At 46.9% G+C, this 15,677-nt stretch carries 12 protein-coding genes; all 12 read left to right on the plus strand.

Annotated elements, in window-relative coordinates; genetic code table 11:
- The first annotated feature begins 1 nt into the window (after nt 1).
- Nucleotides 2-991 carry a UDP-glucose 4-epimerase GalE gene (gene galE, locus MHB84_RS19700; protein ID WP_064635876.1) on the plus strand — a complete coding sequence of 330 codons (990 nt, stop codon included), beginning with the start codon at nt 2-4 and terminating at the stop codon, nt 989-991.
- A gap of 15 nt (nt 992-1,006) precedes the next feature.
- Nucleotides 1,007-2,605, plus strand: a complete 1,599-nt coding sequence (locus tag MHB84_RS19705) for a UDP-glucose--hexose-1-phosphate uridylyltransferase (RefSeq protein WP_076287782.1) — start codon at nt 1,007-1,009, stop codon at nt 2,603-2,605.
- Between the two features lie 201 nt (nt 2,606-2,806).
- Nucleotides 2,807-3,394, plus strand: coding sequence for an MSMEG_1061 family FMN-dependent PPOX-type flavoprotein (locus MHB84_RS19710; RefSeq protein WP_076287783.1), 588 nt, complete (start codon nt 2,807-2,809; stop codon nt 3,392-3,394).
- 91 nt (nt 3,395-3,485) lie between these two features.
- Entirely contained in the window at nt 3,486-4,649 is a 1,164-nt protein-coding gene (locus MHB84_RS19715; protein WP_076287784.1) for an iron-containing alcohol dehydrogenase, read from the plus strand.
- A gap of 259 nt (nt 4,650-4,908) precedes the next feature.
- Nucleotides 4,909-5,445, plus strand: coding sequence for a protease (locus MHB84_RS19720; RefSeq protein WP_063566870.1), 537 nt, complete (start codon nt 4,909-4,911; stop codon nt 5,443-5,445).
- A 58-nt stretch (nt 5,446-5,503) separates the two neighbouring features.
- A complete protein-coding gene (locus tag MHB84_RS19725) occupies nt 5,504-7,060 on the plus strand; it encodes a flotillin family protein (RefSeq protein WP_076287785.1) in 1,557 nt (518 codons plus the stop codon).
- 165 nt (nt 7,061-7,225) lie between these two features.
- Complete coding sequence (gene glcT, locus MHB84_RS19730; protein WP_063566872.1) at nt 7,226-8,080, plus strand: glucose PTS transporter transcription antiterminator GlcT; 855 nt, start codon at nt 7,226-7,228, stop codon at nt 8,078-8,080.
- A 288-nt stretch (nt 8,081-8,368) separates the two neighbouring features.
- Complete coding sequence (ptsG, locus tag MHB84_RS19735; protein ID WP_076287786.1) at nt 8,369-10,426, plus strand: glucose-specific PTS transporter subunit IIBC; 2,058 nt, start codon at nt 8,369-8,371, stop codon at nt 10,424-10,426.
- Nucleotides 10,427-10,503: 77 nt separating this feature from the next.
- Nucleotides 10,504-10,779, plus strand: coding sequence for an HPr family phosphocarrier protein (locus MHB84_RS19740; RefSeq protein WP_036617010.1), 276 nt, complete (start codon nt 10,504-10,506; stop codon nt 10,777-10,779).
- Nucleotides 10,772-12,484: a phosphoenolpyruvate--protein phosphotransferase gene (gene ptsP, locus MHB84_RS19745; RefSeq protein WP_076287787.1), complete on the plus strand. Its 1,713-nt coding sequence runs from the start codon at nt 10,772-10,774 to the stop codon at nt 12,482-12,484. Before MHB84_RS19740 ends, ptsP begins: the two co-directional genes overlap by 8 nt.
- A 292-nt stretch (nt 12,485-12,776) precedes the next feature.
- Nucleotides 12,777-14,348, plus strand: a complete 1,572-nt coding sequence (locus tag MHB84_RS19750) for an AraC family transcriptional regulator (RefSeq protein WP_076287788.1) — start codon at nt 12,777-12,779, stop codon at nt 14,346-14,348.
- Nucleotides 14,349-14,492: 144 nt separating this feature from the next.
- Entirely contained in the window at nt 14,493-15,656 is a 1,164-nt protein-coding gene (locus tag MHB84_RS19755; RefSeq protein WP_076287789.1) for an alpha/beta hydrolase family protein, read from the plus strand.
- The last annotated feature ends 21 nt before the right edge of the window (nt 15,657-15,677 follow it).

Genomic DNA, 15,677 nt, shown 5'->3' on the forward strand with positions numbered 1-15,677 from the left:
GATGGCAATTTTGGTGACAGGTGGAGCAGGTTATATTGGTTCTCATACGGTAGCGGCTTTGTTGGAGCGTGGCGAAGAGGTCGTTGTACTGGATAACTTGCAGACAGGGCATCGTGAAGCTCTGCTGGGCGGAAAATTGTATGAAGGTGATCTGCGTGACAAGGAACTTCTGGCGAAGCTGTTCGCTGAGAATTCCATTGACGCAGTCATCCACTTTGCAGCGAACTCACTGGTTGGCGAGAGTATGAAAGATCCTGTGAAATACTATGACAACAACGTGTTTGGCACATTGTGCCTGCTGGAAGCGATGAATGCAGCGAATGTACGTCGCATCGTCTTCTCCTCCACGGCTGCTACTTATGGCGAGCCGGAGAAAGTGCCAATTGAAGAGAGCGACCGCACAGAGCCTACGAATGTATATGGTGAAACCAAGCTGATGATGGAGCGCATGATGTCCTGGTTCGATAAAGTACAAGAAATCAAATACGTCTCCCTTCGTTACTTCAATGCTGCCGGAGCCCATGATAGCGGCAAAATCGGTGAAGATCACCAGCCGGAGAGCCACCTTATTCCACTCGTACTGCAAACGGCATTGAAACAACGTCCACACATCGCCGTGTTCGGTGATGACTACGCGACCGAAGACGGAACCTGTGTACGTGATTACATCCACGTAAGTGATCTGGCGGATGCGCATCTGCGGGCCGTAGACTATCTCCGTAAAGGAGAGAACAGCAACGTGTTCAACCTGGGCAACGGTCAAGGTTTCTCTGTTAAACAGGTTATTGAGACGGCCAAGAAAGTAACCGGACTGGATATTCCGGTTGTACAGGAACCACGTCGTGCGGGTGATCCAGCTGTACTGGTGGCTTCGTCTGCCAAAGCAAGATCCGTACTGGGCTGGAATCCGAAATGGACGAATCTTGAAGATGTCATTCAAAGTGCATGGAGCTGGCATCAGTCCCACCCTGACGGCTACGGAAAAAACTAGGAGGCGAACATCGATATGTCACAGACTCATATTGCAGCAGGCGCCACAGAGCGGACACCGGAGCAGCAGGAAGCACTGCATGCCATTGAACGTCTGGTAGCATTTGCCTTGCAGAACAAATTGATTGAAGAAGCGGATCGGGATTACAGCCGTAATCTACTACTGGAACAGTTTGGGTTCTCCGAGCCGTATGCTGGAGTATTAAACGAGATGGTGCTAGATGGACCCCAACCATTGCTGGATACGCTGATTGATTATGGATTTGAGATTGGACTTATACCTGAAAATACGGATACGTACCGCGATTTGCTCGATGCGAAAATTATGGGTCAATTGATGGCCCGTCCATCCGAGGTGGTACGCGCATTCCGTCATACAGAGCAGACTGAAGGCATCGAGGCGGCTACCTCCCAATTTTATGAGCTTTCGATTCATTCCAATTACATTCGGATGGACCGCATCTCCAAGAATGTGTATTGGACACAGGATACAGCTTATGGAGACATGGAGATTACGATCAACCTCTCCAAGCCGGAGAAAAGTCCGAAGGAAATTGCGATGGCCAAGCTGCTTCCGCCTCCGGTATATCCGAAATGCCAACTCTGTCGTGAAAATGTGGGCTATGCCGGTCGGGTCAACCACCCGGCCCGTCAAAACCTGCGTGTCATTCCATTGGAATTGAACAGCGAACCTTGGTTCTTCCAATACTCGCCATACGTGTACTACAACGAGCACTGCATTATTTTCCATCACGATCATGTGCCGATGAAATTAACCAAAGATACGCTGCGCAGGCTGCTGGCTTTCGTGGGGGAGTATCCGCATTACTTTATTGGTTCCAATGCCGATCTGCCCATCGTTGGCGGCTCCATCCTGACTCATGACCACTTCCAGGGTGGGCGTCATACCTTTGCCATTCAAAATGCGAAGCCAGAGGCGGTATTCCGCCACGCTGGTTCACCGGGACTTACGCTTAGTCTTGTGAAATGGCCAATGTCCGTATTGCGACTGGCATCACAGGATCCGGCTGAGTTGCTCGAAGCGGGGAACGCTGTTTATGAAGCGTGGAAGGTGTACAGTGATTCTACGGTCGAGATCCAGGCATTTAGTGAGGTGGACGGAGAGCAGGTTCCACATAGCACGGTTACCCCAATCGTACGTCGCAGTGCGGACGGAGGATACGAGATGGACCTTGTTCTGCGAAACAATCGTACGAATGATGAACATCCCGAAGGGATTTTCCACCCGCACCGTGAAATGCATCATCTGAAGAAGGAGAACATTGGACTCATCGAAGTGATGGGGCTTGCAATCCTGCCAGGTCGTTTGAAAGAAGAGCTGGACAGCATCGCGGAGATTCTCGCTGGGGATACCAAACTTGCTGAGGCGGCCAAAACTTCCGAACATGTGTTGAACAAACATCTGGGCTGGGCAGAAGAATTGATCGAACGTTTCGGTCCAAACCTGAACAAGGAGCAAGCCGTCGCGCTTGTGCAACAGGAAGTGGGCTTGAAATTCGCGGAGATTCTGGAGCATGCAGGTGTGTACAAATATGATGAGGCAGGACGTCAAGCCTTCCGACGTTTCGTGACCAGCATGGGATACACTGAATAAACATCTGTTACAAGAAACCAAAACACCAGTCATACAAGGGCTGGTGTTTTGGTTTGTTTAATAATCCATATGGCAGCATATTCGGACAGAGGGATAAAATGAAACGGAAAAATACTTCTTTACGATGTACACATGTATAATGTTTAGAAGAAAAGAAGTCATGGGTGCTCCTTATCATTTTATAAAAAAGGGGATACGAAAATGAAAAAAAAGGCTTTGAATTTACCATTGGTTACCGATGCCGAGGAATTGCAAAATATGGTGGGTGAACCTCACGAACATGTACGTAACAAGGCAATTTCATTTGTAGATTCACATGTTCAAAATTTTATATCGCTGTCTCCTTTATTTTTCCTCTCCACTTCCGATCGCGAAGGAAAGAGTGACGCATCTCCCAGGGGAGATGGAGCAGGATTTGTAAAAGTAATAGATCCCTATCGGCTTGTCTATCCTGAACGTCCAGGCAATCGCCGAATTGACTCGTTATTAAACATTTTGTCCAACCCAGGAGTTGGCATGATCTTTCTGATTCCAGGTATGGACGAAGTGCTGCGCATTAATGGGAAGGCTTCAATTACCAAAGATGAGGAATTTATCGCGAGTATGGGCTGGAGCGGTAAAACCATTGGGGCAGCTGTCATTGTGGATGTGGAAGAATGCTTCATTCATTGTCCACGAGCGTTTAAACAAGCGGGATTATGGTCGTCTGAGACATGGGTGGATAAGGAAAGCCTGCCTTCAACCAGTGAAATGTTCCGTGCACACTTGCAAATCAACGGGTTGCTATAAAGTGAGTGACTATCGATTTGTTTTTCTATAATCGGGGTACTATAATGGGAGTTGCACTAAAATATGAATCTCCATTGGAGGCGACATAGATATGAGATCTTTTCAATTTTATAATCCAACCCGATTGATTTTCGGTAAAGGTCAGCTGGAAGCACTGAAAACTGAAGTGCCGAAATACGGCAAACGGGTTCTGCTTGTATATGGTGGCGGCAGTATCAAACGCAGCGGTTTGTACGATCAGGTGATCGGTTTGCTGAAGGAAGTAGGAGCTGAAGTTACGGAGCTGGCTGGTGTAGAACCGAACCCACGTCTCTCGACGGTGCACAAAGGTGTAGACCTCTGCAAAACGAACAACATCGACCTGATCCTCGCTGTAGGCGGCGGCAGTGTACTGGATTGTGCAAAAGCAATTGCCGTAGGTGCCAAGTATGACGGCGACATGTGGGACTTTGCTCAGCGCAAAGCCGTTGCACAAGATGCTCTTCCGCTCGGTACCGTGCTGACAATGGCTGCAACTGGTTCGGAAATGAACTCCGGTTCGGTTATTACGAATCAGGATACACAGGAGAAGTTGGGCTGGGGCAGTGCGTATTCGTTCCCTGCGTTCTCGATCCTTGATCCGGTAAATACATATACCGTTCCTCTGGACCAAACGGTTTATGGCATGGTTGATATGATGTCCCACGTACTGGAGCATTACTTCCATCTGGATGCCAACACACCGGTTCAGCTCGGGTTCTGTGAGACGATTCTGCGCACAGTTATGGATGCAGCGCCTCGTCTGGTTGAAGACCTGGAGAACTATGAACTGCGTGAAACGATTCTGTACTGCGGAACGATGGCATTGAACGGCGTACTGAACATGGGTCTCGCTGGTGACTGGGCTACTCACAATATTGAACACGCGGTATCCGCAGTGTATGATATTCCTCATGGCGGAGGGCTCGCGATTCTGTTCCCGCATTGGATGAAGCATAATGTGGACGTAAATGTGGATCGTTTCAAACGTCTGGCGATCAATGTGTTCGAAGTTAATCCTGAAGGTAAATCGGACAAACAGATTGCTGAAGAAGGCATTGATGCGTTGAGCAAATTCTGGACATCCATTGGTGCGCCTAACCGTCTGGCTGATTATGATATCGATGACAGCCAAATCGAAGTGATGGCTGACAAAGCCATGCTCTTCGGCCCATTTGGTAACTTCAAAAAATTGCAACGTGAAGATGTTGTATCCATCTACAAGGCTTCTCTGTAAATATAAAACATAAAAACACAATAATATGATCTGAAACCGCACGTCTCCTTAACGGGGATTTGCGGTTTTTTGTTGTGAATAAGAGCGAATTGGAGAATGTTCCAGGAACTGGACCATATTACTGTGAGAATAACCATTATCGGGTCTAGGATACAAATGAGGAAAGATTTTGAAACATAACGGCACCTTGCTACGTATTTATTTACATGAGGAATGCCCAGTTGGATGGAATTGCGGCAGAAGAGAGGAGGAACAGGGAATGGAGTCAATCTATTGGGGGTGTCTAATCGGAGGAGCCATATTTGCAGTCGTCAGCCTTGTGCTAGGTGACTTGATTGATGGCTTGCTGGACGGGGCCTTTGAATTGCCAGGCCTTGATTTTTTCAAACCTGTTGTGCTGGCTGGTTCTATAACCACCTTTGGCGGAGCCGGTATTATGCTGACACGTTATAGCTCGATAAGTGCAATTTCGGCACTGATACTATCCCTGCTTATAGGTATTGCTGCAGCCATGCTGGTATTCTTTGCATATATCAAGCCGATGCGTAACAGTGACGTTTCCATTGCGTTTTCCATGAAAGAGCTATCCGGGAAAATTGGAGAAATCACCATTCCGGTACCGGAAAAAGGTTTTGGTGAAGTCATGATCAAGATTGCTGCCGGTAATACGGTGCACACGGCATCCAGCTTTGAACATCGTCCCATTGCGGCGGGAGCGCGTGTTGTAGTTGTGGATGTAACCGAAGGTGTACTGCGTGTATCGGAATGGGATGAAGATGTACTTAAAGATGTTTAAGGAAGTTTAACCGTTAGCAGTGCAAGCAGTCATATATGAATAAGGGGAGAGATGTGGAATGGGTGATTTGAATTTGGATATGGATGTTTTGTTGATTCCTGCAATTGTTGTCGGTGTTATTCTGATTCTTGGTTTGGCGTTCTGGGCGAGATACAAAACGGTTGGGCCGGATGAAGCCATGATCGTTACGGGTTCATTCCTTGGAAGCAAAAATATTTCCGACGATGACTCCGGACGAAAAATTAAAATTGTTCGTGGAGGCGGCGCATTTATCTTGCCAGTGTTCCAGCAGTCAGAGTTTATCTCGCTGTTGTCCCATAAGCTGGACGTTTCCACACCGGAAGTATACACGGAACAAGGCGTACCGGTCATTGCCGATGGTGTCGCCATTATCAAGGTTGGAAGCTCTGTAGAAGATGTGGCTACTGCAGCCGAGCAATTCATCGGTAAGCCGGTAGAATCGTTAAGAGGCGAAGCACAGGAAGTTCTGGAAGGGCATTTGCGGGCCATCCTCGGAACGATGACGGTGGAAGAAGTATACCGTAACCGCGATCGCTTCGCACAAGAGGTTCAAGGTGTAGCTGCCAGAGATTTGAAAAAAATGGGACTGCAAATTGTCTCTTTTACTATCAAAGATGTTCGTGACAAACAAGGTTATCTGGATGCCCTCGGTAAACCGAGAATAGCAGCCGTCAAGCGGGATGCTGAAATTGCGGAAGCGGAAGCGATGCGGGATGCGCGTATTCAGAAGGCCAATGCGGAAGAGCAAGGGCAAAAAGCAGAGTTGCTGCGTGATACGAATATCGCTGAAGCTGCAAAAGAGAAGGAACTGAAAGTAGCGACGTTTAAGCGGGATCAGGATACTGCTAAAGCGGAAGCGGATCAGGCGTACCATATTCACGAAGCACGTGCGAGACAAACCGTGGTGGAGGAAGAAATGAAAGTTGAACTCGTTCGTAAAGAACGTGAGATTGATCTGCAAGAGAAAGAAATTATCGTACGTGAGAAACAATATGATGCTGAAGTGAAGAAAAAGGCGGAAGCGGATCGTTATGCGGTGGAGCAGGCTGCCGAAGCGGATAAAGCCAAAAGAATGCGTGAAGCCGATGCAGTACAGTACTCCATTGAAACGCATGCAAAAGCTACTGCTGAGCAGAAGCGTCTTGAAGGTCAAGCGATGGCGGATGCTGAACGCGCCAAAGGTACAGCGGATGCAGAGGTCATTCGTCTCCGGGGTCTGGCTGAAGCAGAAGCGAAAGAAAAACTGGCCGAGGCGTTCCAAAAGTTCGGCGAAGCTGCCGTGCTCGATATCATTGTCAAAATGCTGCCTGAACTTGCTGGTAAAATTGCAGAGCCGATCTCCGCGATTGATAAGCTGACCGTTGTGGACACAGGGAAGGGTGAAGGCGCCACTCGTGTAAGTAATTATGTAACTGAGCTCATGGCGACAGCTCCCGAGATGCTCAAAAGTGTCTCCGGCATTGATGTGGAGCAGTTAATTAAAGGTCTCACCAAGCCTAGAACAACAGCACCGGTTGCTATCCAACAGAGTGAACCTGTAACGACTCCCTCTATAATCGATAAGATTGTGGAAAAAGCTGGAGTTGACGAGTAAGACAACGAATTATAAAGCAGTCATGCTCTATTGACCTTAAGGCGAATTTTTGTTACTTTTTAAGCGAGACGTCCGGCGCGGTTTGCCCGCTTCCGGATGTCTTTTCTTTCTTACTAGGGTGTGACTGAATCACACCTAAGATGGTGTGAAAAAGAGGTGCAAATATTGAGTAGCCTGCAAGTAGCCAAAGCGCTAAATAATAATGTAATTATTGCACAGCATCCTGAACATGGAGAAGTTGTCGTGATTGGTAAAGGCATCGGCTTCAATCGGAAAACAAATGATATTATTCCACTGATGGCTGTGGAGAAGATGTTCATTTTGAGAAACCAACAGGAGCAGGAGCAGTATAAGCAGCTTTTACCACAAGTGGATGAAGCATTGATCGAAATTATTAACGAAGTCATTACGTATATTGCAGAACGTACGGACGTTCCTTTAAACGAACATATTCATATCGCGTTGACCGACCATATTTCTTTTGCATTAAAACGGAAAGAACAAGGGATTGTTATCCAGAATCCGTTTCTATATGAGACCCGTGAAATTTATCCTGACGAATATCGCATGGGTGAATATGCGGTTCGTTTGATTAAAGAAAAACTGGGTGTAGATCTGGGAATGGATGAAATCGGTTTTATTGCTCTTCACATCTACAGTGCCATGACCAACCAAAATATTTCCCAAGTTCGCGAGCATTCGCAATTGATAACCGATTTGGTGAGCCTGGTGTCCACCCAACTGGATTATTCTTTTGAGACCGAGTCACTGGATTATTCCCGGTTACTGACTCATCTTCGATTTGCCTTGGAGCGTGTCCGTCGGGGAGACAAAGTGGAAGAAATCCATAAATTGGATTCCTTGTTGAAGTTGGAATATCCTGAAATGTACTCGCTTGCATGGAAGCTAACGAAGGTGATGGAAAAAAGGTTGAATCTTCCTGTATACCCTGCTGAAGTAGGGTATCTAACCATTCATTTGCAGCGCTTGAATCAAAGGAAAGAAGAAGAGAGTAAGTGAAATATTTCCACTACTGGAACTCTAATTTGAGAAATTTCGTGTAAAGGCTTGCATCGTTTTTGAAGTGGTGCTACAATGGTCTCCGTAATCAAGCAACTGAATAAACACAAACGACGTGTTACTGATTCGATCAGGCATGAGTTATCTAGAGCGTGATTGTTCTTACCGTATACCGGGTATGCTATACCCGAAGGTTGGACCAATTTGCTTTGTTAACTCGTGCCTTTTTTGTTTTCCCTTGCTTGCATCACAACATAAAAATTTAAAAGAAAGGGTGGATACGACGCAATGTTTAAAAAGCTTTTTGGTGTATTGCAAAGAGTAGGTAAAGCTCTTATGTTACCTGTAGCAATCTTGCCAGCGGCAGGTTTATTGCTAGGGATTGGTAACATGCTTGTGAATCCAGATTTTCTGCAGTATGCAACAGCGCTAGATACCCCATGGGTAAGCTCAATCGCGACGATTATGATGAATGCGGGTCAGATCGTATTTGATAATCTGGCATTGCTGTTCGCTGTCGGTGTAGCCGTCGGGCTGGCCGGAGGCGAAGGTGTCGCAGGTCTTGCGGCCATCATCGGTTACTTGGTCATGAACGTGACTCTGGGTACGGCTGTTGGTGTTACGCCAGCCATGATCGGCGAAGTACCGGGCTATGCCAGCATCTTGGGTATCCCTACATTGAGTACAGGTGTGTTCGGAGGTATTATCATTGGTATTACCGCCGCGCTATGTTACAATCGATTTTTCAAAATCGAACTGCCGTCTTACCTCGGTTTCTTTGCAGGTAAACGATTTGTCCCAATTATCACTTCAGTCGTTTCCCTCTTAATCGGGCTGCTTCTGGTGATCATCTGGCCTCCGATTCAAAATGGTCTCAATGCTGTATCTCACTTCATGGTAGATACAAGTCCGACATTATCGGCGTTCATTTTCGGAGTAGTAGAACGGTCACTTATTCCGTTCGGTCTGCATCACATTTTCTATTCACCATTCTGGTTTGAGTTCGGTGAATATGTGAACAAAGCTGGAGATGTCATTCGTGGAGACCAGCAAATCTTCTTCAATCAACTGCGAGATGGTGTGAATCTCACAGCGGGAACGTTCCAAGTTGGTAAATTCCCGTTCATGATGTTCGGTTTGCCAGCTGCAGCGCTTGCGATGTACCATGAAGCAAGACCGGAGCACAAAAAGTATGTTGCAGGGATCATGGGTTCAGCTGCGCTGACTTCGTTCCTCACAGGGATTACAGAACCACTTGAGTTTTCATTCCTGTTTGTAGCGCCAATCCTGTTTGCAGTACACTGTATCTTTGCTGGTTTGTCTTTCATGACGATGCAAATTCTTGGAGTCAAAATCGGGATGACATTCTCCGGTGGATTCATTGACTTCCTGATCTTCGGGATTATCCCGAACCGCACGCCTTGGTGGGATGTTATCATCGTAGGTTTGATTCTTGCAGTGATCTACTATTTCGGATTCCGATTGATCATTCGCAAATTCAACCTCAAAACACCAGGTCGTGAAGAGGCAACCCCTGAAACAGCTTCGGGTGGTGCAGGCTCAGGTTCAACGGATGATCTGCCTCACAATATTCTTGCTGCCTTCGGCGGACAAGAAAATATCAAACATCTGGATGCCTGCATTACTCGTTTGCGAATTGAAGTAAATGAGAAATCCAGTGTAAATAAAGATCGTTTGAAACAATTGGGTGCATCTGGCGTACTTGAAGTGGGTAATAATGTACAAGCCATCTTCGGTACACGTTCAGATACGATTAAATCTCAAATGCAGGATATCATTGCAGGACGGACACCGGCACCAGCTCCAGCAGCTGTGGCTAAGCCAGCTCCTGAACAGGAAAAGGCGCAAGGTGAAGAAGGCGAACGTATTATTGCGGAAGACATCGTTATGCCAGTTAACGGCGAATTGATGGATATCACAAACGTTCCTGATCCGGTCTTTGCTGAGAAAATGACAGGCGATGGTTTTGCTGTTCTACCTCATGATGGCAAGATTACTTCTCCTGTATATGGTAAGGTGTTTAACGTATTTCCAAGCAAACATGCCGTGGGCATTATGTCTGATGGAGGCAAGGAAGTACTTGTTCATATAGGTGTCAACACGGTGAAGCTGAAAGGTCAGGGCTTTAACGTGCTCGTGCAGGAAGGCGACCTGGTATCGGCAGGACAGCCGATTATGGAAGTGGATTTGAAGTATGTGAAAGCTAACGCTCCGTCAATCATCTCTCCGGTCATTTTCACCAACCTGCCAGAAGGCTCGACAGTGACGCTTACGAAAAGTGGGTTACTGAAAATTGGCGATCAGCCGATTATTGAGATAAAATAAGAAGTGTTACGACGATGGCAAGCAAGTGTAAATATATGCAATGCCTAAACTAAATTATTGAAAGTGAGATGATTGTAATGCAACAAACATTCAGAATTACAGACGAAGATGGTATCCACGCACGTCCGGCGACAGCCCTGGTTAATACAGCAAACAAATTCAAAGGTGCAGAATCCTTTGCAGAAGCTAACGGTAAAAAAGTAACTTTGAAATCCATCCTGGGTGTGCTTTCCCTGGGTCTGGAACAAGGCGACACCATCAGCATTATCGTTGAAGGCGAAGGAGAAGCTGAAGCTCTTCAAGCTCTGACAGACGTTATGGTTAACGAAGGGCTGGGCGAAATTAATGCTTAATGTTTCTGGGATCGCGGCTTCGGCGGGTATTGCTATCGCCAAGGCGTTTATCTTGGAGCATCCCAACTACTCTGTAGAAAAACGCGAAATCAACGACGTTGACGCAGAGATCGCGAAACTCGACTCAGCTCTGGGCAAGTCCCAGGCTGAGCTTGAGGCGATCAAAGAGCGTACTTTACAAGAGCTTGGCGAGAAAAAAGCTGAGATTTTTGCTTCGCATTTGCTCATTCTAAATGACCCGGAACTGATTGATCCGGTTAAAGCGAAAATTGCAGATGATAAGATTAATGCGGAATTCGCATTGAACGAAACAGCAACGCAATTTATCGAAATGTTCGAAAACATGAAGAGTGCCTACCTGCAGGAACGTGCTGCGGATATGCGTGATGTAACCAAACGTGTGCTAAATCACTTGCTTGGTATCGAATTCATGAGTCCGGCTGAGATCAGTGAAGAAGTGATCGTGCTTGCGGAGGATCTTACGCCATCCGACACGGCTCAACTGAACCGTCAATATGTTAAAGGTTTCGCAACCAATATTGGTGGACGTACTTCTCACTCTGCGATCATGGCTCGTTCGCTTGAAATCCCGGCTGTCGTTGGAACCAAGGACATTCTGGCTCAAGCGAAACAAGGCGACATGATTATCGTTGACGGCTTGGACGGTCATGTGCTGGTTAATCCAACGGATGATGTTATTGCTGAGTATCGTTCCAAACAGGAGCAATACGATGCACAACGTGCCGAGTGGAGAAAACTGCGTGATGAGCCAACGGTAACGGTGGACAACGTTCATGTGGAACTGGCAGCCAACATTGGTACACCGAATGATGTAACGGGTGTTCTGGAAAACGGCGGTGAGGCTGTAGGCCTGTACCGTACCGAGTTCCTTTACATGGGCAGAGACAAGCTTCCTTCCGAAGACATTCAGTATAATGCTTACAAAGCGGTACTGGAAAAAATGGAAGGTAAACCTGTCGTTGTTCGTACACTCGACATCGGTGGAGACAAAGAGCTTCCATACCTGGATCTGCCAAAAGAAATGAATCCATTCCTCGGTTTCCGCGCAGTTCGTCTGTGTCTGGACCGTCTGGACATTTTCCGTACTCAATTGCGTGCATTGTTGCGTGCAAGCGTACATGGTAACCTGCGTGTCATGTTCCCAATGATCGCAACACTTGGTGAATTCCGTGAAGCGAAAGCTGTCTTGCTCGAAGAGAAAGAGAAGCTGGTTGCTGAAGGTATTGCTGTTTCTGACAGCATTCAACTCGGAATCATGGTCGAAATTCCTTCGACTGCAGTTCTAGCGGATCAATTTGCCAAAGAAGTGGATTTCTTCAGTATCGGAACGAACGATCTGATTCAATACACGATGGCTGCTGACCGTATGAACGAACGAGTGGCATATCTTTACCAACCTTACAACCCAGCCATTTTGCGTTTGGTTAAAATGGTTATCGATGCAGCGCATCGTGAAGGCAAATGGGTTGGCATGTGTGGTGAGATGGCCGGAGACGAAACAGCAATTCCATTGCTGCTCGGTCTCGGACTGGATGAGTTCAGCATGAGCGCAACATCTATTCTGCCAGCTCGCAGTCAGATCACTAAGCTGTCCCGTGCAGACATGCAAGAACTTGCTGCCAAAGCACTCGATATGCAAACGGCTGAACAAGTCGTTGAATTGGTTCAAAGCATTCAAGCGTAATGTAATTTTACGGGGTTTCCACCCGATTTTAAGGGTTTCTTTTTCCGATAAAAAAGCTGCAGTCGTGCAGCGATTTTGCCGGTATCTGTTGTTACATCAGATACCGGCTTTTTTTGTTTTGAGCATTTGCATAATCCAAAGAGCTTCTTTCAAACAGCAAGATAGAGAGCGAAAGGCTATTATTCGTCTTTTACATTTTTCCGTTTGTATCTTGGTTGAAAATCATTATCATTAAGGTATTCGAACAAATTCAATCAATGGACATCATGCTGAGGGAGAAAGTAGGGTTACCATGAAGGTCAATGAAAAAAAGGCAGGCAAGATGCTTAAATATAGCAGTATCGATTCGTTTGAAGTGTCCTGGAATGGAGAAATGGTTCATGCTGCGACAGCGGAACACTTCGCTATTCTTTGTACAAGTGGCTCAGGAACTTTAGTATCGAACGAACACATATCCCGATTGAACGAAGGGGAAGTCTATTTGCTGGCTCCTGGACAGAGGTTCAAGCTGGCGGCAGATGAGCAGGCGTTAAAAGGCTGTATGGTCCGTTTCGAAGTATACGAATATGGCGGAGAACAGGAGATGATCGCTACCCATGCTTTCATGGAGGGTTTGTTTTGGTGCAAAGACCCGCAACAACTCGCGCTCTCTTGTGATCGATTGCTTCAACTGGACGTCGCTGGTGACGAGGAACACTTCAATAGACAGGCAGCATTATACGGTCTGATGACTTTACTTGTTGAAGCGGAGGCCAAGCCGGAAAGCGTTGAGTCTACCGCTTCTGCGATTGCCCGTGTTGCCGATTATATGAATGAACATCTGGATCATGATTTAAAACGAGATGAATTGGCCAAGCTTGCAGGCCTGAGTCCAGGGTATTTTTCATGGGCATTTCAACAATATATAGGAAAGACTCCAACGGCCTATCTGGTGGAGGTCAGAATGAAACGGGCCAAGGAGCTCCTTTTGTCAGGCGACGGTGTAAAAGAGACAGCGGTTCGAGTGGGCTATGAAGATGAATTTTATTTTAGCCGCAGATTCAAACAGAAGATGGGGCTTTCGCCTAACGCGTTTGTCAAAAGCCGCAGATATAGTATCGCAAGTGTCTCTGATCCAATCTCGGGCAGTTTACTGGCACTTGGGCTGCTTCCGAAAGCTGCTGCCTTTTATCCAAATCATGAATTATACAACCGAATGACCCGCCTACACTCTTATGAGCTGGGGGAAGGGCAGATCTGGCAAGAAAATGTGGATCAATTGCGTGCGTCGGAGCCGGAGCTTATTTTCTGCACTGACATTCTGGCCGAGAGGGCGCGAAAAGAGCTGGAACAGATTGCGCCGACAGTTGCCATCCCTTGGTTATCCGCAGACTGGCGCGAGCAGCTTCGAATGATTGCAGAAGTCATGGAGCATCGGGCGGAGGCGGAGACGTGGCTGTCTGAATACGATGGCAAGGCGGAAGCTGTCTACCGCAAAGTAAGACGTAACATCGGTGGAGCTACCGTCAACATATGGCGTATCACGGATTCGGAATATCGGATATATGGCAAACGCAATGCTGGCGCGGTCCTTTATGATGATTTTAGATTGGCAGCTACGCATCGTCTCGATGACATCAATGTTTTTGAAGCGGTGACTAAAGAAGCTCTGGAAAAATATGACGCAGATATGCTGATTATCATGGTAGATTCCACACAGCAGGCGGCCCGGGAATGGAAGGCGCTTCAGGCCAGCGAACAGTGGCATCGTTTGACAGCAGTTCGGCATGGACATGTGTACGAGGTGGGGACAGAAAAATTGTTTGAGTATTCAGCATGGTCGCATGATCGGGCGCTGTCCTATTTTATGCGGTTATTTGGCTGACTAAAGTCCAGTTCACTCCGTTTAAATATCCATGTTTAGCGGAAGCAATGAATGATATGATACGTATTGAGAAAGAAAATCATTATCAGTGTAAAGAAGAGGTGATATTCCATTTCTGGAAAGCCGCCTTGGAATCTGGAGCAATTGTTTGAAGTACCTCGATTATACCCGGTTTCAGAAGATCAACATACCGGCGTACATGCCTGCTTCTATGAGGGTGTGTCATATAAAGGTCGGGCTACTCGCATATTTGCCTACTACGGCATTCCGCGTCCGGTCTCTCCTTACGAGGTAGTTCCCGCGGTGATTCTGGTTCACGGTGGTGCGGGAACAGCTTTTAGCAGTTGGTTGAAAGAATGGATGGCACGAGGGTATGCTGCGATAGCCGTGGATCTGGAAGGGCATGTTCCATTCGGGGATGAGGAGCACACCGAACGGATGGAATGGCCTTCACATTCATGGAGTGGCCCCGAGAAACAGGGTGTATTTGCAGATTACGAACAGCCTGTTGAAGATCAATGGATGTATCATGCCGTAGCCGCTGTAATATTGGCTCATTCATTGCTCCGCTCTTTTCAGGGTGTAGACAAGCAGTGTATAGGTATAACAGGAATTTCATGGGGAGGCATCATCACAAGTTTGGTTGCGGGGTTAGACACCAGGCTTTCTTTTGCCATGCCCGTTTATGGCTGTGGGTATCTGCATGAACCGGGTTCCTATTATGGGCTTAGCTTTGCATCGATGCCGGAGGCAGAGGCAGAACGTATTCGTCTATTGTGGGATCCATCCACTTATCTGTCTGAAAGCCGCTTGCCGATGTTATGGCTTAACGGTAGTAATGATACCCATTTTCCGTTGAGCATATTTAATAAGTCTTATGAACAGCATCTGGAGTGCCATCCTAACAACAGCAGACTAAGCCTTCACCCGGGTCTCGGGCATTCTTATAAGGAGGCATGGGCATGCGAGGAGGTCTTCGCTTTTGCGGACAGCATCGTTAAAGTGAAACCTGCGCTTATTGAAATATGTGAGGAGAAGCACGAGGACGGTTGGTTTGTCGTTCGGTATGATTCATGCCTTCCTGTCCTAGAAGCCAATCTTTATTGGTGCGTGGATGATCATAATTGGAGAACCGCAAGATGGGAGTCTATTCCCGCTTCGTTGGATAGGGCGAACTGCAAGGCGTTCATACGTCTTCCCCAGCATGGGAGTTTGTTTTTTATGAATCTAAGAAATGAAAAGGGCTGGATTACAAGCACACGTGTAATGAAAAATGAGAGAATCGCAGAAAACAAAATAAAAGAATAACGAATGACTAAGGGGATTTGT

The organism is Paenibacillus sp. FSL F4-0087, from assembly GCF_038020215.1.
Classification (GTDB): Bacteria; Bacillota; Bacilli; order Paenibacillales; family Paenibacillaceae; genus Paenibacillus; species Paenibacillus taichungensis.